16 protein-coding genes are annotated in these 18306 nt (G+C 43.9%); 8 read left to right on the forward strand and 8 right to left on the reverse strand.

The genetic code is table 11. From position 1 onward, the window contains the following. Positions 1-241 precede the first annotated feature (241 nt). Positions 242-463: a hypothetical protein gene (locus FWF39_RS09140; protein WP_343383134.1), complete on the forward strand. Its 222-nt coding sequence runs from the start codon at positions 242-244 to the stop codon at positions 461-463. A gap of 123 nt (positions 464-586) precedes the next feature. Here FWF39_RS09140 and leuS read toward each other — a convergent pair whose 3' ends face one another. The 3 genes from leuS to FWF39_RS09155 all read right to left on the reverse strand — a co-directional run bounded on the left by leuS (position 587) and on the right by FWF39_RS09155 (position 4668). Continuing rightward, entirely contained in the window at positions 587-3469 is a 2883-nt protein-coding gene (gene leuS, locus FWF39_RS09145) for a leucine--tRNA ligase (protein WP_343383135.1), read from the reverse strand. Between the two features lie 40 nt (positions 3470-3509). Continuing rightward, positions 3510-3698 (reverse strand): hypothetical protein, encoded by a 189-nt coding sequence (locus FWF39_RS09150; RefSeq protein ID WP_343383136.1) that lies wholly within the window; start codon positions 3696-3698, stop codon positions 3510-3512. Positions 3699-4530: 832 nt separating this feature from the next. After that, positions 4531-4668 (reverse strand): hypothetical protein, encoded by a 138-nt coding sequence (locus tag FWF39_RS09155; protein WP_343383137.1) that lies wholly within the window; start codon positions 4666-4668, stop codon positions 4531-4533. On the opposite strand from FWF39_RS09155, the gene FWF39_RS09160 reads away from it, so the two are divergent. The 4 genes from FWF39_RS09160 (at position 4660) to FWF39_RS09175 (ending at position 9767) form a co-directional block, all read left to right on the forward strand. Continuing rightward, the gene (locus FWF39_RS09160; protein ID WP_343383138.1) at positions 4660-5145 is read left to right on the forward strand and encodes a MobA/MobL family protein; all 486 of its coding nucleotides are present in this window, start codon (positions 4660-4662) and stop codon (positions 5143-5145) included. The two genes, FWF39_RS09155 and FWF39_RS09160, sit on opposite strands and share 9 nt — an antisense overlap. Continuing rightward, positions 5096-5422: a hypothetical protein gene (locus tag FWF39_RS09165; RefSeq protein ID WP_343383139.1), complete on the forward strand. Its 327-nt coding sequence runs from the start codon at positions 5096-5098 to the stop codon at positions 5420-5422. The genes FWF39_RS09160 and FWF39_RS09165 overlap by 50 nt, the downstream gene beginning before the upstream one ends. A 219-nt stretch (positions 5423-5641) precedes the next feature. Further along, positions 5642-8341 (forward strand): COR domain-containing protein, encoded by a 2700-nt coding sequence (locus FWF39_RS09170; RefSeq protein WP_343383140.1) that lies wholly within the window; start codon positions 5642-5644, stop codon positions 8339-8341. A 295-nt stretch (positions 8342-8636) separates the two neighbouring features. Then, positions 8637-9767, forward strand: a complete 1131-nt coding sequence (locus tag FWF39_RS09175) for a TIGR04084 family radical SAM/SPASM domain-containing protein (RefSeq protein ID WP_343383141.1) — start codon at positions 8637-8639, stop codon at positions 9765-9767. Positions 9768-9902: 135 nt separating this feature from the next. On the opposite strand, the gene tuf is transcribed toward FWF39_RS09175, so the two are convergent. Both tuf and FWF39_RS09185 read right to left on the reverse strand, forming a co-directional pair. After that, positions 9903-11207, reverse strand: coding sequence for a translation elongation factor EF-1 subunit alpha (tuf, locus tag FWF39_RS09180; protein ID WP_343383142.1), 1305 nt, complete (start codon positions 11205-11207; stop codon positions 9903-9905). 329 nt (positions 11208-11536) lie between these two features. Further along, a complete protein-coding gene (locus FWF39_RS09185; RefSeq protein ID WP_343383143.1) occupies positions 11537-12613 on the reverse strand; it encodes a lysylphosphatidylglycerol synthase transmembrane domain-containing protein in 1077 nt (358 codons plus the stop codon). A 271-nt stretch (positions 12614-12884) separates the two neighbouring features. On the opposite strand from FWF39_RS09185, the gene FWF39_RS09190 reads away from it, so the two are divergent. Further along, complete coding sequence (locus tag FWF39_RS09190; RefSeq protein WP_343383144.1) at positions 12885-13268, forward strand: hypothetical protein; 384 nt, start codon at positions 12885-12887, stop codon at positions 13266-13268. Between the two features lie 144 nt (positions 13269-13412). Beyond that, positions 13413-15050: a glycosyltransferase family 39 protein gene (locus FWF39_RS09195; protein WP_343383145.1), complete on the forward strand. Its 1638-nt coding sequence runs from the start codon at positions 13413-13415 to the stop codon at positions 15048-15050. 19 nt (positions 15051-15069) lie between these two features. Here the strand turns inward: FWF39_RS09195 and FWF39_RS09200 are convergent, their stop codons facing one another. After that, a complete protein-coding gene (locus FWF39_RS09200) occupies positions 15070-15516 on the reverse strand; it encodes a PPC domain-containing DNA-binding protein (RefSeq protein ID WP_343383146.1) in 447 nt (148 codons plus the stop codon). 73 nt (positions 15517-15589) lie between these two features. Between FWF39_RS09200 and FWF39_RS09205 the strand changes: the two genes are divergently transcribed. Continuing rightward, positions 15590-15991 carry a hypothetical protein gene (locus FWF39_RS09205; RefSeq protein ID WP_343383147.1) on the forward strand — a complete coding sequence of 134 codons (402 nt, stop codon included), beginning with the start codon at positions 15590-15592 and terminating at the stop codon, positions 15989-15991. An 83-nt stretch (positions 15992-16074) separates the two neighbouring features. Here the strand turns inward: FWF39_RS09205 and dinB are convergent, their stop codons facing one another. Together dinB and FWF39_RS09215 are read right to left on the reverse strand one after the other, a co-directional pair. After that, a complete protein-coding gene (gene dinB, locus FWF39_RS09210; RefSeq protein ID WP_343383148.1) occupies positions 16075-17175 on the reverse strand; it encodes a DNA polymerase IV in 1101 nt (366 codons plus the stop codon). A gap of 1 nt (position 17176) precedes the next feature. Beyond that, positions 17177-18040 (reverse strand): radical SAM protein, encoded by an 864-nt coding sequence (locus FWF39_RS09215; protein WP_343383149.1) that lies wholly within the window; start codon positions 18038-18040, stop codon positions 17177-17179. Positions 18041-18306 lie beyond the last annotated feature (266 nt).

Raw genomic sequence — 18306 nt, forward strand, 5'->3', positions numbered from 1 at the left:
AAACCCGCCCTTGGCGACTTTTTCAGACAAACATTTTTTGCAATGCACCATACGAACTAACCTTGTTTGGCGATATATGTACAGCATCACATAAAATTATCTATAAGTGAACACTCTCGAAAATATATTAACCATAACATACCAAAATATAAAATATGGCGATAAAAAACGCGGGTGTATCAACACGAAAATAAATTTGCTCCGCGATTGCGTGTTGACTGCAAGCTTTGAGGAAAGCCACTTGAAAGGGATGATCGTCGAATTTATTGGCGAAGATTTGTTTTACGAAACGGTTGGCGATATTTTAGCCCTCTATTCAGCCAGTGGAAAAATAATTTCGCCCATCGAAAGAAAACTAACCACTACAGAATACAAATACGTCAAAACAGCGGTACTGACATACGCCAAAATGCACGCCGAATTCGAAAAATGGGGCAAAAAAATAACATTTATCGAAATATAACAGCTGAATCAATTCCTGCGTCATCATCATTGCCGCCGCCTTATAGGGAGCAGGCGCATTTTGCGCACATAAACAGAAGGGAGAGGATGATTTTTGGTACGGTTCAAGTTTGTTGGTTTGTTGTTATTCGATGTAGATTGCGGATTGGTAGGGCATGGCCATGGCTGCGCGGTGTTTGGGGTCAAAGCATTGGGTGTCAGATTCGCCATAGATGGTTATTTCTGCGTTGAAACGGTCTTTTAGGAATTTGGCGACCTCAGTTAGGATGGTTTTTTCGTCGGTGAGTCCGATTTTTACCAGGTTGAGTTTGCGGTCGCTGGAAACTTTGGTTAGGGCTTTTATGATGCGGGGTACCAGGGGGGCAATGTCTTTCATGTGGGGTTTAAGGGTGGGGTCTGCGGCGAATTCTCGCATTAATTCGTTGATTTTGGCTTCGCCAGCTAAGGTTTTTTCGAGAACTTTTAGGTAGATTTGCCATTTCCAGGGTGCGGCGGTATAGTAAATGATTTTGGTGGGTGTGATTTTCATAGCTTTTAGGATGTTGTTGGTGTCATCCATAACATCGGTGATGAGGGTTTCTTGTTCGAGTGCAGCTATATCAATTTTATCTGCGCTATAGGTGGGCCATTTTGCGGTGCTGATGAAGCCTTCTTCGTCGGTTTGGCTCCAGAGTTCTTCACAGAGAAAGGGGGCAAAGGGTGCTATTAGTTTTAGCCAGTCTTTAACTGCTTCACCTAGGGCTTTTGTTTCGGTGTTGCCTTTGCGTTGTGTGTACCATCTTAGGTCGTTCCAGGTTTCAAACAGGGCGGTTTGGAGGGCTGTGCGGGTTTTGAGTTCGTCAAGGGCGGCAGTGACGTCTTTTATGCGTTGCTGCATTCGACTTGTTAACCATCGCTCCAGGGCGGTGTTTTCATCTTTTTTAGTGGATGCGATTATGTTGCCTGTAAAGCCCATAAAGGAGTCGAATTTGGATTGAAGATCTTTGACATTGTCGGCTCGCCAGTCAGGATCATCCATGCCTTCTGCGCCTAGGAGAAGGCCGCATCGGGTGGCGTCTGCGCCGTATGTTTCGATGGCTCCTTTTAGGGTGATAAAGTTGCCTTTGCTTTTGTGCATGCCTTGGCCTTCGACCATAAGCATGCCGTTGATGCCGATGGCTTTGGGCCAGTGTTGGGGTGGAAAGAGGGCTGCGTGGTGGAATATACAGAAAGATAAATGGTTGGGAACGAGTTCTTTGGCGCTGTTGCGCAAATCTAGGGGGTACCAGTAGAGAAATTCTTGGCGCATAGAATCTAGTAGTTCGGTGCTGATGTTAGCTACTTTTGCAACGGCGGGTTTGTCGCCTTTGCCTAAAAAGATGTAGTCTAATACGTCAGGGGTTAGTGATGGGGGTTGGATGTTGTTTGCTTTTATTTGGGCGTTTATGGTGTAGAAGGCCATATAGAGGGTGCTGTCGCTTAGCGTCTCGATTACCCAGCCTTTGCCCCAGGGTAGAGGGGTGCCAAATCCGGTGGTTCTTGCGCAGGCCCATTCACGGAGCCAATCAATGACTGTGTTGAACCAGGGTTTGGCTGATTCGGGATAGAGGGTGAGTTGATTTATGACTTGGTGGGCGAGTTCTTTCCATTTTGGGTTGGAGTAGTTGAGAAACCATTGATCAGAGAGGATTTTAACAATACAGGGAGTCATACAGCGGCAAACGACCGCGTCGGAGAGGTCATACATGCAGTCGGCGGCGCCTAGTTTTTTAAAGTCTGCGCCGAGTTTGTCTTTGGCTTCGCGGATGCTTTTACCGGCATATATGCCGCAGTTGGCTTTGAGGGTACCGCTGTGGAACTCTTTTTTGTAGAGTTCATTTGTGGCTTCATCTGCTTTGGGGTCTTTTTGGTCGGTTATGCCCATTTTTTCAACGATTTCAATTGCTGGATACTCGCCAAAGCCATCTATTTGTATGATGGAGATGGGGTTAATTGCTAAGACAACTTTGGGGTCTAGGCCGAATTGGGTGAGTATCTCGGGGTTTTTTTGTAGATCACGTAGTGCTAAATAGTCGTAGGGGGCGTGTGCGGGAACGCTGTAGACTATGCCGGTGGCTGTTTGGGGGTTGACAAACCATCCGGGTAAGATGGGAAATTTGAGGTGGGTTATGGGGCTTGTGAAGAATTTGCCGACCAGTTCACGGCCCAAAAAGGTTCGTTTAGGGGTGATTTTGTGTTCTTGTTCTTTGAGTTTTTCTGCGGCTTGCTGGCTAATTATCCATGTTTCGCCATCCACGTCTGCTTCGACATATGTGGCATCGGGGTTTATCCACATGTTAGTTATACCATAGACGGTCTCAGGACGAAAAGTTGCGGCAGGCAAAATTGTGCCATCATCGAGGCAGTATTTTATTAGAGTATATTCATCGGGTGTGATACCTTCGCCGCTTTGGCGGTCGTGATCACCGGTTGGTGATTGATCTTTGGGACACCAAACAACAGGATGAGTCCCCTGGGTGACATAGCCTTCTTCTTTGAGGTTTTTGTATTGCCACTCGATGAATTTTTGGAAGGTGGGCATAACAGTTGTAAATTCTCGGCGCCAATCCACTGAGAAGCCAATACGCTTAACCGCCGAACGTCCATCGTTTGTGTAATATTGAGCCATATAGTAGGGATCAACAAATTTCTGAAGATCGGCCTCAGATACGCCGTCTACTTCGCGGAGCACCTTTATGTAGGCTTCATCGCCGCGTGCTACACGCTGAGAGGCTCCAAGCAGGGGTTGGCCTGTCCAGTGCCAACTCCAAGGCCAGAGCACATTAAAGCCCTGCATTCGTTTAAAGCGGGCATAAACATCCACCCTAGAGGCCGTAAAGGCATGACCTACATGCAAAGGTCCATTCATATAGGGAAACGGGAAAGTCACCAGTTTTTTTTGGCGATTTGGATCTGGATCGGCTTCAAAGAGCTTTGCTTCTTCCCAGCGCTTTTGCCATTTCTGCTCGATTTGCTTGGTCTGGCTCATAAATCCACTGATTAAGGCTTAGGCTATTAAGAGTTTTGCTTTACAGCGCTTTAGGCTGACGATCCAAAATTAAACAAGTGTACAATAGCGGATCAACTGTAGAGAGGTGTAAAATAAGAAAACTTGCTATAAGATATTGGTTTAGGGTAGTTTTGGTTTCGGTGGTAGTGGTGTTGAGATGTATGGTGGCGGGGTAGCCAATTCTGGCAATAACGGAAGGGAAGGGCATGTCAAAACAAGCTACCCCCGATGAAATATATGGCTGGTGTTATCAAAGATAGGACAAACCATATCTTCCACCCGTACACACCATACATACAGCTAATTGGCTTTATTTGATTTAATGCTAAGCATACGAACAAAACGTCCAAAAACTAGACAAATACACAAATAAATCAACCAACCACTACACAAATAACAAACATAATGTCCAATTACTAGACATATAAAAATATAAGCCAAAAATAAAAAATGGATAAAACAGAGAAAAATGAGACAAAATAAAGGGTAGTAACAACAGCATGATAAAACAAAAAAGGAAATCATCTGCAAGCACAATTTCTACCCCATTACAGAAAGGGGTATAAACTAACCTCGCCGTATTCGGCAAGGCTCACTCGACTTTATCAGAACACGCAAATCGAAATTTTCATAGGAGTGTAGCAAGGTGGCACTCCGATTTTTTGTTAAGACTGTACCTGTTGCGGGTGTCCTTCGCTTTTGCCGTGGACGTTTTTGTGCCATTGCCCCAAAATTTGCAAAAATGGGGCAAGTAGCTTTTCCCCAAATTCCGACAAATATCACTCATGTGGCGGGGTCTGTTCGCTCCCTGTCGGACTGTTTGTACTTTGTTCCAAAAGTGGATGGAACGGCACGCTCGCGTCGCCAAGCGGTCGCTATCGCCCCCGATCAGCGCCGCTCCCTTCGGGGCTTAGTTTCTGCTGTGAGTGTCCTTAGCGCCGTGCAGGGGTATTTTTTTGTTGTTACTGCTCAAAATACGGGAAGGCGCACTTACACAATCGCGCCGCGATTGCCCATTATTCATGCGGGTTTGAGGGTTTTTACGAACTGAAACGTCGGGGGTATTTGTAACGCCGATTTATCATCTTAGCGTTAAAATTATCGGCAGAGGTTCGGGGCGGTCTTAGGTCGGTGCGGCGGCGTATCGGGCAGGAGAAAAGTTCCAATCTGTGACTCATGCGTCATACCAATCGGGGGAGAAGTTACAGGGCAAAGACGACAGGAGCAACAGAATTACGTATGATTACAGGTCAAAGAGCGGTGTGGTGCATAAGGAAATAATTTTGCCCGAAAATGCACCGCCTGAGTTTACGGACAGAGAAAACCTTTGGAATAGTGTAGAAGCAAGCAAAACCCGAAAAAACTCACAGCTTGCACGGGAAATTATTGTTGCATTACCAAGGGAACTCGATTTAGAAGAGCAAATAGAGGTTATGCGGGAATATGTGCGTGAAAATTTTGTCAACAAAGGCATGATTGCCGATTTTGCCATACACGACAAGGGGGATGATAATCCGCACGCCCATATTATGTTGACAACACGTCATGTTACGCGAGACGTTGCCATACCGCGAAGCATATTATCAACAGTACATTTGAACGCAAATGGTCGGACGAGCGTATCAACCACCGCTCATACAAAGAGCATGGCGTAGACCGTCTACCCTACATACATCGGGACATGAGGCGACGGCCCTTGAAAAAAAGGACATACGCATCGCAAAAGGCGATTATAACCGCGAAATCAAACGGCGCAACCAAACACGCGCCGAACTAATCCGCATGACCGAACAAGCCCAAATAAAACAACTATCAAGAGAAAACCGCACACGCGACCGCACCCCCGACCTCAACTCTGAGAGGACACACGCTGATGAGGCAACCACTTCAGCTAGTTTATGGCAAGCATTAACACAGATTCTGAAGCTCTGACTAAATGTTGCAAATACATATTGGACTTAACCGGGTCGTTGGTTAAGTAGTAGCAAATTTTGCGATAACATGATTGTTTAATAATTTATTTGTTATAGGTAGTATAGAAATCAAGTGGATTGTGTGTGAAATATGGGCAAAGACTTTGAAAATAAAGTCAGGGAAGGGTTGTCTGGTTTTTCGCGCGGGGATATTTGTTTTTTTGCTTGGTTGTGTGCAGTGCGAACGTTACCCTTTCTGGTCGTGAATAGAAATTTTGATTATTGGAAACGCAAAGATGTAGATAACCGACAGAAACACCTATTTTCAGTATTACACGCAATAGATGCCGCATATGCCGCTCGAACCGCCGCCGCTCGAACCGCCGCCGCTCGAACCGCAACCGCATATGCCGCTCGAACCGCCGCCGACGCCAACGCAGCCGCCGCCGACGCCGCCGACGCCTACGCCGCATATGCCGCTCGAACCGCCGCATATGCCGCTCGAACCGCCGACACAGCTTATGCCGCTCGAACCACCGACACCACATATGCCGCTCGAACCGCCGAAGCCACAGCATATGCCGCTCGAACCGCCGCCGACGCCGCCGACGCCAACGCAGCCGCCGCCGTTTATGCCGCCGACGCCTACGCCGCATACGACGCCCAAGATGTTGCCCGATCGGCGATCGATTTAAAATCTATCCTGGTTGAGGATTTAGAAATAATAGAAGCTGGACGGCATAAGTTCAAAAGTGATACCGCTGTATATGGGTCGATATGGGATAATTTCCAAAGTGCTTTGCGTGATTTAGGTTGTGAGTATTGGAGCGATTGGTATGCAGATGTATTTGCTAAGGGGTTTACACTCAATGATAAAGATCGAGAGGAAATTGAGCTTCGTCTTAGTGTGCCTCCGGAGATTATGAATCAGGGTGCTGCAGATGTTGCCCGCTATGTTTTGGAGCTAAAAGAACAAGGTATTGCACGACTTAATGAAACACGGGTTATTATTTTGGGAAATAAAGGTTCAGGTAAAACATCTCTTGCCCGACGCCTGCAAGACCCCGCTAATGATTTACCTTTGGAGGCTGAGAGTACTGAGGGGGTGGATGTTATCGAGTGGATCATTCCTGTAGATCCCAGTCAGCATTATAGTGGGGTTAATGCTTATGTTTGGGATTTTGCGGGGCATGTTATTACTCATGCGGTTCATCCTTGTTTTATGTCTGAACGTTGTTTGTATATTTTAGTGGTTGATGGGCGGACTGAGGGTGATGGTCGGACGGAGTATTGGTTGGAGCAGATCCGTAATTATGGCAAGGATTCACCGGTATTGGTTCTTATCAATGCTAGAGATAAGCACGTGATAGATCTGCCAAAAAATACTTTGAAAAACACGTTTCCTTCGATTGCAGGTTTTTATGAAGTTAACTTGGGTGCCCGTGATGGAGAGTTGGAGGCTTTCCGCCAAGTCGTTATGGATCTTTTGCGTGATACCCCTCTTTGGAAAAACCAAAAAATATCTGCCCCTGCATACAAAGTTAAGAACAATCTTCGACAAAAATTTAGACAAGGTACCAATTACATTAACCGAAAAGACTTTGATCAGATCGCAAAAAATAACGGCATAAAGCCAGAAGAACAAACACAGTTGTTAAAGGATCTTAAAGATTTAGGCATCTGTTTATGGTACGATAATGTGGATATGGGTGAATTCAACACGATGGTACTAAACCCCGGATGGATCAGCCACGGTATATACCGATTAATCAACTGGGGTTTACATGAGAAAATAAGCACCATCTCAATTTCAAATTTCCTTAAAGCATTTACAGGAAAAGATGCAGATAAATATCCTGAGGGCAAAGCAGGTTTTCTATTCAGGTTGATGGAGACCTATGAGTTGGCATTTTTTAAAGACAAAGATATTCTAGAAATTTTTGTGCCATTATTGCGTCCGGTTGATCGCCCAACGGAGGGTTTGCCTGTGTTTGAGTTTGGGGAGCGATTGCGGATGGAGTATTGTGCAAATCAGGCATTACCACCCTATACGGTTGCACGGTTAGCGGTACGACATTCAGCTGAGTGGAAGGAAGTGCTGTCATGGCGATTTGGCGCGGTACTTAATTGGGAGGGTACTGAGGCGCTTGTGGTGATGGAGAATGAACATGCACATTCTGTGACGGTGTCTGTTAAGGGACCGAAACAAACAGAGTACATATCTATACTTCGAACTACTTTAAATGATATTTTTAAGGTTTATGAAAGCAACTTTCCTGAACTGAAATATGAGGTGCTTGAAGTTAATGCAGAGACCAATCAGGCAGACAGACAGTTACTACCCCATAATGACTCAAATGAATGTATGCAAACGGAAACTCAAATTATCAAGGATGCTATAGTTAGTCAAGAGTTGCCTACAGGTACTTCTCTGAAGTTTTTGAGTTATGCAAAAAAAGCCATTGACGATTATGGTTTATCAAACTCACCAATATTTATAAATTGTAAAGTTAAAATTACTAATTTTCACATCAATATCTTATTTAAAAACTGTTCAGTCAATCTTCAAGGAGAGCTCAATGCGCTTGCCCAACGGTTTAACGAATTAGGAACATCAGAAGCTGATGAACTGGCAAAGGAACTGACGGGAGTTGCTTCTGATGTAAATAAAATAATAAAAGAGATACCGGCGAACATCACAGTAGATTCTTCTGAGCTGGAGGAAGTTAAGTGCTCATTACGCAGTAAAGGTTTGCTTAATCGGTTGGAAAACTTTTATGATGAGATGTGTGACAAAAATTCTGATTTACATAAAAATACGGTCAAAGTTCTAAAGAGTATTCAGAAATTGGGGTCTCATTATAATAATGTAGCTCAGTGGGTGGGTCTCCCACAGATTCCCAGACCATTCCTTGAGACATTTGGAAAGAAAGGATAACAACAAACTTGGAAAAGTATAGTGGAACGAACTCCTCCACAACCGAATGCTTAAACTATGATACATTGAGTACTGTTTTTTCGTCCAACAGCGTTTTATCGATACATTATTGAGACTTTTTGCCGTCGGATATAAACCGTGTTAACATGGGTTCCAATCTTATCAGCATTTATACCGATATTAGCGTCATCAAGCAGTTTGGCAAACTCTTGAAGAGCAACAACTGTCTCATCAATCGCGGTAGTGTCTACTTTGGGGAAAATACTATTAAGCATCTGTTCAGTCTATGTGAGTTATGTTCTTTCATGTGCTCCTCACTAGCAACTGTAACCTGCAATGTAAATACTGCTTTGGAGAAAGCCTAGATGATTTTGATGAGGAATTTGGCGAGGACATAGAAATTGATTACAACCTGCCCCGAAACCTCAACTACGACATAGAACTACTCGTCAAGTTCTGCCGCCAAGATCCTGACTGCACGCTCACCTTCTATGGCGGAGAACCACTTATGCAGTCAGACAAATTAGGGGAAATCATGGACAAAGTTACACCCAAACAGTACATGATGCAAACCAACGGCTTGTTGCTGCACAAGTTGGAGTCAAAGTATGTTAATCGCTTTCACACTCTGCTGGTCTCTATCGATGGAGAAGAAGCTCTAACTGATCACTATCGTGGAGAGGGCACATATCAAAAAGTTATCGAGAATCTCAAACATATAAAACAAAACAACTACCAAGGCGAATTAATCGCCCGTATGACCATCATGGAGCAGACCGATATAGAAAAACAAGTCAAATACCTCCTTGACAACAAAGATTTTTCGTTTACCTCGATTCATTGGCAACTCAATGCTGGATTTTGGGGCAATGACTATCAACGCCGGAACTTTGAAGAATGGACCAAAACCAGCTATATTCCAGGTGTTGATGCCCTGACTCATTTCTGGGTTGATTACATGCAGCAAAAAGGTCAAGTCCTCAAACTCTATCCGATTTTAGGCATTGTAAACTCACTTTTGCATGAGGAGGCTAATTGTTTAATGCGATGTGGAAGCGGCTGGATAAATTATTCTATTCAAACCGATGGTCAGATTTTGCCCTGTCCAACAATGTGGGGCATGAAAGCCTACTACTTGGGACATATAAAAGACACTGATCCTCTGCAGTTGTCCAAGATGTTTGTTCAAGAAAAACCCTGTAGTCAATGCAAAATCCTTGGCGTCTGCGGTGGACGATGCCTCTACACCAACATTACCAAACGTTGGACAGACGAAGCCTACAACAAAGTCTGCTATACTGTACAAAAATTGATTGATTCAGTACAGTCGGAGATACCGCGAATAAAACAACTCATTAACGATGGAAAAATATCTCTGCAGGATTTTGATTACGTAAAATACAATGGCGCCGAAATCATCCCCTAAGAGACGCAACAGCTACACAATTAGAAAGTTAGACAGACATTATAATTATTCTGATAGCTACGCAAAGGTGCAAGGATAATTAATTGAAGTTATGTTGTTTTTAAAAATAGATTTACAAAAAATAAAATGGAGGGTTTATGGACCCTTCTTTGTGATTTCTTTGACTGCGCCGGCAGCGACTGTTGTACCCATGTCTCGGATTGCAAAGCGACCGAGTTCTGGGAATTCAGTGAATGTTTCGATTGCGATGGGGTGAAGTGGTTCCATGCGTACCCATGCGGCGTCGCCTGTCTTTAGGAAGCTTGGGTTTTCTTCAGATACTTGGCCGGTGCGTGGGTCGATTTTCTTGATGAGTTCAACGAAGCGGACTGCGATTTGGCCTGTGTGGTAGTGAAGTACTGGGGTGTAGCCTGCTGCGATTGCGGTTGGGTGGTAGATGATGATGATTTGGCCGATGAATTCTTTTGCAACGGTTGGTGGGTTGTCAGATGGGCCTGCAACATCTCCGCGGTGAACATCGTTTTTGCCGATGCCTCGGATGTTCATGCCGATGTTGTCTCCTGGTTCTGCGACTGGGATGGTGGTGTGGTGCATTTCAATGGATTTGACTTCAGCGGTTTTGTTTGAGGGCATAAAGACTACGCTTGTGCCGGGTTTGAGAGTGCCTGTTTCGACTCTGCCGACTGGGACGGTGCCGATGCCAGTGATGGTGTAGACGTCTTGGATTGGAACACGCAGTGGTTTGTTGGTTGGCTTTGCTGGGACTTCGAGTAGGTCGAAGGCTTCCATCATGGTTGGGCCAGTGTACCAAGGCATGTTTGGACTCTTGGTTGCCAGGTTGTCACCTTTCAAACCTGAAACTGGAACGAAGTTAATTTTATCAATCTTGAAGCCGACTATTTTGAGCATACGAGATAGTTCGTTCTTCATTTCTTCATAGCGATCTTTGCTCCAGTTTACGGTTGAGTCGTCCATCTTGTTGATGCCGACGATCAGCTGGCGTATACCTAAAGTGAAAGCTAAGAAGGCGTGCTCACGTGTTTGGCCGCCTGCACCAATGCCTGCCTCGAATTCGCCTTTCTTGGCTGAGCTGAATAGAACTGCTGCGTCAGCTTGGCTTGCGCCGGTAATCATGTTTTTGATAAAGTCTCTGTGGCCTGGTGCATCGATGACGGTCATGTTGTATTTCTTAGTTGGGAATTGGAGGAATCGAAGGTCGATGGTGACACCGCGTTCTCGTTCTTCTTTAAGGTTGTCTAGAACCCAAGCGAAGTGGAAGGTGCCTTTACCCATCTGTTCTGCTTCTTGCTGGTAAGCATCAATTGTTCTTTGGTCAATAACGCCGGCTAAGTAGAGTAAGTGGCCGGTAGTGGTAGATTTACCGTTGTCAACGTGCCCCATGATAATGATGTTTAGGTGGGGTTTGTCACTTTTGCTCATTTTTCAATCCTCTATTAATTTATCCTAATTTTGTGAAATCGTTAACACATCAGTTCTTCCCATTATTTTAATCTTATGATTTACTCGGGACTGAAAATACGGCTGAAAAACCCAATCAGAGAGAAAAATCGCAACCCCTATTGCACACGATACGGCCACACATTCCAAGACTAGACCGCCTGAACCACAAACAACAACCAAAACAGAACATAAAAACACTACAACCACATCAAAAAAAGAGAAAACTCAAAATATTACCCTCCACCACAAAACCAACAAACCAACTGCTACTGCTGGAACTACTATCAAGCGGTCGCTACATGATGAGGTTATTGTGGTTCTTTTAGTTCCTCTACTTTTGGAGACCCGTCTTTTATGTTGATTTTAAGCAGAGATTTGGTGCCCATCCACTCAACTAGGGGATAGCCAACTATGATTTGAAACCAAAAAGTTAGCAGACGAACAATTGTTGTGGCAGCGCCTGCAACAGCCACAGGAACGCCATATAGAACAAAGAGATTAATCATGGTGACTTCTACCGCACCAATAGGGATACCCGCAGTTAAGGTCTCAACTGTGGTAACTATGCAGTACACAGTGGCTAAATTGATTAAAGAAATGGCTGAAAAGTCAAGGGCATAAAAGATCATTAGATAAACTGTAAGGCTAAACATCCAAGAAATCACTGCGTAGATAAAGGGTTTTATGAGGTAACGCGGATGTTTTTTAAATGTTTTAAAGACCCCGCTAAAGGAAAATAAACTTTGAGAGATTTTTTCTCTAAAGCTTTGCTGTTTTGAGGGATCTTTGATTAGACGCCTAGCTACCCACATTATGATAGTTACAATTTTATCTGCGGCTGTTTCTTTGAAAGCTATCAAAAAGACACAGGCAAGAACAGCGGCAGTACCAGATATCACCAAAATAATGGGGGTTACCAGATAGAGAGGCAGTTTTTGGGTAAAGAGTAGAAGAAGAAAGCCTACGATTAAGCCGCCGGAATATACAAACGTACTAATTATGCGTGAACCCAAAACGGTGGCAGCTGCAATACCTGTGTCGTTTTGGATATCTTTTTGAGATAATGCGATACGGATGACTTCTCCGCCTATGGTTGCACTTGGAAGAATGAGTTCAACAAAGTTACCTATCCAATTATAGAGCAATAGCTTGCGAAATTTTACACTGACCGAGAGTGTTTCTAGGAGGCTGTACCAGATCAAAGAGTCAAAAACTACCCCTGCAATTAATGCGCCTATAGCCAGCAGTAGAAACAGTGAATATTGGTAGACATCTAGACGGCTTAGAAGAAGAAAAAGACCCTCAAACCCCACAAAGAACCACAAATACAGAATAAACGCTACCAAACCCAGGGCCATAAACAGAAAGGTTCGTCTTCGAGCCAAATGCAACCTTAATTCTCCACTTGCCTAAAACTACCCTTGCCAAATAGACAAGCAACACTCCCACCCTGCAGACAAGGACACACTTTGCCTATTACGCGCATACAGGCAGTTACATATAAACTAATTTCAACATGCATATTAATCAAGTGGCAAGGGCAAAGAAACAAAAGGTATCGTTGTAAAAATGTTTAAGGAGAAAACAAATAAGGGCTTAAACCACAAATAAACAACACTTATCTACAGGAATGGGACATACAAAACGGCGAAGAATATGGAAAACGGTACCGAAGCTAAAATTAGGCAAGATATTCTCCGAGAAATCCAAGTACTTGAACAGAACTATCAAATTATCTCAGCATTCATATCAGGATCAGACCTAGACCCCTCAACATTGGGAAACAGTCTGCAGGCATTTAAAGACAGCCTAAGCCGCGCCAGCACCTATGTACTTGCACTCTACAATCTAAGAGGCCAACGTATCGACATACCCTGGGAATCACTCTTCTCCAACCTTGACTATGCATTAGCAGCACTCTCAGCATCAGCATCAATTAACCAAAGAGACATGGTCCGAGCGACGCTGGCGATGTCAAAAGATCAAACGCAACAAGTATTAGCATACTTTGCAGCACTAAAACAATCCATCACAAACTAACACATTTTTCTGTTAGTTTATTTTTAGCAAGACCGTTTAGTCAGATTTTTGCCGCTACAACAACCACAGATTGCAGTGCAGGGGTATTGCAAACTCTTTTTAGCCGCAACCACACTATTTTGAGCCTAAGCGAGAGGGTTAAACATGAACCAGCCCAGCGGCAGTCAGCTAGATCAGCAACGCAACGAACCATTTATTCTAAGACATAAGTATAGGCTGGCTTTGCTGGTTTTTCTGGCTATTTTCGTTGCAGCCGCAGTGTATAATCTTGAGTATATGTCGGTGCAGTGGGATGAGATGCCCCATCTCTATGGAGGAGTATTGTTAAGTCGAGGACAAACCGGGGAATACATGATGACCTATGGATATTATCCACCCATCTTTGATTTGGCCACAACGGGTTTTTTTAGCGTTTTTGGTGTAAGTGAGTTTTCAGGTCGTCTTGTTGCAGTTGTCTTCTCAGTGTTGGCAATTTTGGTTCTCTTTGAATTCACTAAACGGATCTACGGCGATAAAACCGCCTTAATTGCTAGTGTATTTTTAGGCACCATGCCTGGATTTTTTTGGCTCAGCCGGGTTGCTATGATAGAAACCCTGCTCATATTCTTCTTTACGCTAACAATGTTTGCCTTCTACACTTGGCTAACCAAAAATGACAGCCGCCGGGCATTGCTCTTTGCAGGTTTAGCGCTGGGGTTGGGGGTGCTGGCAAAGTATCAGATAGTTGTTGCGGCTTTGGCTATGCTTTTGAGCATAGTGTTCTTAGCTCGCAAACGTCTCAAGGGTAATTTAGGAAAGTTTTTGCTCATCGGAATCATTGCAGTCGTGGTTGTTGTACCCTGGTTTGTAGCCATCTATCACTACAATGGCATGACAAAATTTGAAACGCTCCAATATGTTATGTCTGAGGGTGGACAAGATCGTCCCGCATATGGAAATCGTTTTCAGCCGCTCCCAGTCTTCTATCTTGTAGAGATGACCTGGCCCTTTAGTGATCTACCGGTTCATCCCATTACGTTGCCCATTTTTATCTTGGGGTTATGTGGTTTGGGTTTGTTTGCTTATCGCCGAAGTAAACAAGACGTATTTTTCCTAACGTGGTTTTTGGTAGTTTACATATTTTTTACGTTAGTTCCTAATCGACAATGGCGCTACGTAACACCTCTGTTTCCCATTTTAGCCATAGCGGCAACTTGTTTTATTTTGTTTCTCTATAACAACATGCAGACTTGGAAGCCACTGCAGACCAAAGTCAGAGGCATAAAATATCAAAAACTGGCCTCCATTGCATTTATAGCCATACTCATTGGCGCCGTTGCCTATAGCAGCTATAGCGCATATGAGATGACGGTGCGTGATCAAATCCATATCCCAGTTAAAGAATCAACAGCCTATCTGGCAGCAAACATGACACAAACCGAATCAGCAGCACTAGTTTGCAGTTTTAACTTACTTAACCAAGACATGTTTCGCTTCTACTTACCAGCCAATATGTCAAGCGAGCAAATTTGGCAATACCCCGAATTGGCAGTTGATGCCTTCACCCCTGATTTTGATATAGATGGGTTTGTGGATCTATGCGTTGAGAGAAATGTGAAATACATAATTCTCTACGACTTTGGCGTATATACCCAGTTTTTCAATACCACACTAGATTATACGGCTGTGCGACAAATGATCTTTGAAACCGGACGATTTGATGATCCCGAAGAACGACCGTTTTGGGGCGAATACTATGGCTGGTATGGCTATCGAATCTTTCTAGTTCGCTTCTTGGGCTAAGCAGGTAAGTAATTGGAACCTATTGGGTTTCTAGGAGTTCGAAGCCGGTTTCTTTATTTTTAGTTCGTTTGGCTGTGCTGTCAGTTAGTTCTAAGAGGATGACTTCGCCTATTTGCCACACAGCCACACCTGCTCGTACGCAACCGGTGATGACATTGTCGCCTCGGCCAAAGCTTGCGTGCATATGCAGTTTGGGTTTGCCTGCATCGTCACAGAACAGTGTACCTACACCTATGCCTTCATGAACGCCACGCAGAAGCGTAATTACCGGGTCGGGCGGCATTGCTTTGCCGTCTTTGGGACCCACAACAACTTTGCTTTGATCTTCTGCACCGCCTAAGAAAAAGCACAAAGCACCACTAAGCTGATTTTCGGTGGCGAATTTTTCTATAACTTCATGTATGCGTTCGTTTTGATGGAGTCGAAGGATAAAGATTCTGCCAAGCTGAGCTTGAGTGTAATTCAAAAATAACCCTCAGCTACGATGTATTATGGAAATGCTTAAAAACGTTTTTACAAACACCTATTAGGGCTAAATTGTGGCAATAGGAAAGAGCATTGTAATTGAGACTATAGTTACCATAGTAATTCTGGTGCCTGTTTACTATTTTGCGCGTGTGGCTGGCAATCTTTCCTTTGCAGCCATATCTTTTGTTGTGGGTATTGGCGTTCTTTTAGGTTTGCGACATATTATGCGCAAATCAGGTATGAAGGTTTATCAAACTAGCCTTAAAGGCGGGAGAGCAAATACCCTGCGTCCAGAGGCTAGAATAGCGATAATGCTTTTTTCAGGCATGCTTTTTGCCGGTATAGTAATAGGCATCATTAGGGTATTTGCAGGTTGGCTACCAATCTATATTCATGTGCCTTTGGTCATCTTAAGCGGTGTTATAGGAGCTATCATTGGAGATATCCTCAGAAAAACATTTCAAAAACAATAGTAAAATGTTTAACTAATCGCCTCTTAGAAGCCTAATTAAAATACAAAAGCTCAGCAGGTTATTTTTTGAGACTTTGAGTTATGTCAGGGGTAGAAAAAGCTTGAGAGTTGTTTTTGTTTGGGCTCCTCTTTGCTAAACCCTGTGACTCTAACACCAACACGGCGTATGTCCATTGTTGAATCATCTAGAAAGCGTTCAAAGAGTATGCGTACATTGCGCAGAATTGTATCTTTATCTTTAGCGGGTTGTTCAAGGGTGATGCTACGTGTTTTGCTGTTTATATCTACATTAACCACATAGATCGATATTGTCTTGAAACTATAGTTTTTCTCTGTGAGCTCTTTGTAGATGGGTTCAATGAGTTCGGTTGTTTTTTGTAGGATAAAGTCTAAGTCGTGGGTATCTTGTTTTAGGGTGCCGATTTTGCTGATGGATTCTGCTTCGCCTTGTTCCTGTACCGGTTCGTTGTCAACTGCGTTGGCGGCGTTGTGGAAATAGAGACCAAGGACTCTACCAAAGGTTTCGATAAGCCGCTGACTGTCATATTTGGCAAGTTCGCCAATAGTTTTTATGCCCATTTGGTCCATTTTAGCAGAGGTCTTTTTACCTACACCCAACAGACGATCAACCGATAAAGGCGCAAGAAATGCTTCAGCATCCTCGGGTTTTATTATGGTTAGGCCGTTGGGTTTTTGGCTGTCACAGGCAATTTTGGCGATAAGTTTGTTGGGTCCAACACCTATGGTGAAAGAAATCCCGACTTGGGCTTTCACAGAGTCTTTGATGATTTGAGCGTAATCATGTGCTTTTTCAAAGCTGCCCTCGACTTGTTGGGTTACATCTAGGTAGGCCTCATCTATACTGACCTGCTCAAGCGTGGTAGCGTAGGTGCGAAAGATATCCATGATACGGTTGCTGATTTGGCTATAGTATTCATGGTCAACTTTGAAGAAAACGGCGTTAGTGTTTTCTAGTTTTTGTTTAGCCAGAAATAGCGGTAATCCTGATTTGACGCCGTAGCTACGGGCGATATAGTTGCTTGTTGAGACTGCTCCGCTTTCCTCAGTCCGACCGGAATAGACCCCGACAACTATGGGTTTATCTTTGATAGTGGGATCGCGGAGTTCTTCGCATTGGGCAAAAAAATAGTCAAAATCAGCAAGGAAAATTATTCGTTTTTGCATTTTAGGGGCTCCTTTGGGGCATAAGCCAGGATCCATCACATGCCGCAGTACTTAAACCATGGAGGGCTTCGCGGCAAACTCCAAACTGCATACCCTGCGCCAAGACTGTGTCGCGTATGTTTTTTAGTAGTTTATAGCGGTATTCGTTAGGTAACAAAGTGCTACCTCCGACTTTTTCGCCTTCCGCAGAGTAGAGGGGTTTTAGTTGTTCCATCACTTTGGGTAGGGCTTGGTAGAGGCGGTTCCAGTTGTCGGGTTTGGCTTTGTAGGTGGAGCAGGTTATGTGTTTAACACCGATGTCGGCGAGGGTTTTTATGAGTTTTTGGGGTTGGTCGTTTATGTGTGGGATGAGGGGGTCGATGCGAACTGATACGGGTATGCCTGCTTTTTGGAGTTCTTGTGCGGCTCTGATGCGTTGGTTGGGGGTGGGTGCATTGGGTTCTATGATATTTGCTATGAATTCGTTGTCAGTTGTTATGGTTAGGGCCACTGTTGCGGGTACTTGGCATAATAAATCGTCGTCTCGGGTGACTAGGTTGCTTTTGGTTATGATTTGGAGTTGGCAATTACAACCGGCTAAAATTTCTAGGCATCGTCGGGTTAGGCCTTCGGTGGCATCCATTTTTGGGTAGGGATCAGATGAGTTGGATAGTGAAATGGTTTGGCCGTTTAGTTTTATGGCTTCTCGTCGAAGCATTGCAAGGCAGTCTTTTTTTGGATGGATTTGTTTAAAGTTTGGGATGTAGCTTGTAGCATAGCAATAGAGACAGTGATGGTCGCATCCTGTGTAGGGATTAAACGTAAGTTTTGAGGGACATGTACAGAGACCAGAGCGCCAAGGGTCAAAGCTACTAATCAAGGTCATTGTAAATTCATCTATCAAATAATAGTTGCAAATATTTACTTAAGTGGTTTTTTATACAGAAAAATAAAAACGTACCAACAAATCAACTAAATATACAATATACATATCACAATTATCTAGTTTAGAGTTTAACACACTATAATATGAGAGTGTTCACCTAAAGATATACATCATTTGATTTTGCCATTGTTGAAAAATTTCAGGCATAGTCAAAGCACACCACAAACGAATAGTTAAATCCACCATAACAGAACTCTTAGACACAA

The organism is Candidatus Bathycorpusculum sp. (assembly GCF_009778815.1).
In the GTDB taxonomy this organism is placed as follows: domain Archaea; phylum Thermoproteota; class Bathyarchaeia; order Bathyarchaeales; family Bathycorpusculaceae; genus Bathycorpusculum; species Bathycorpusculum hydrogenotrophicum.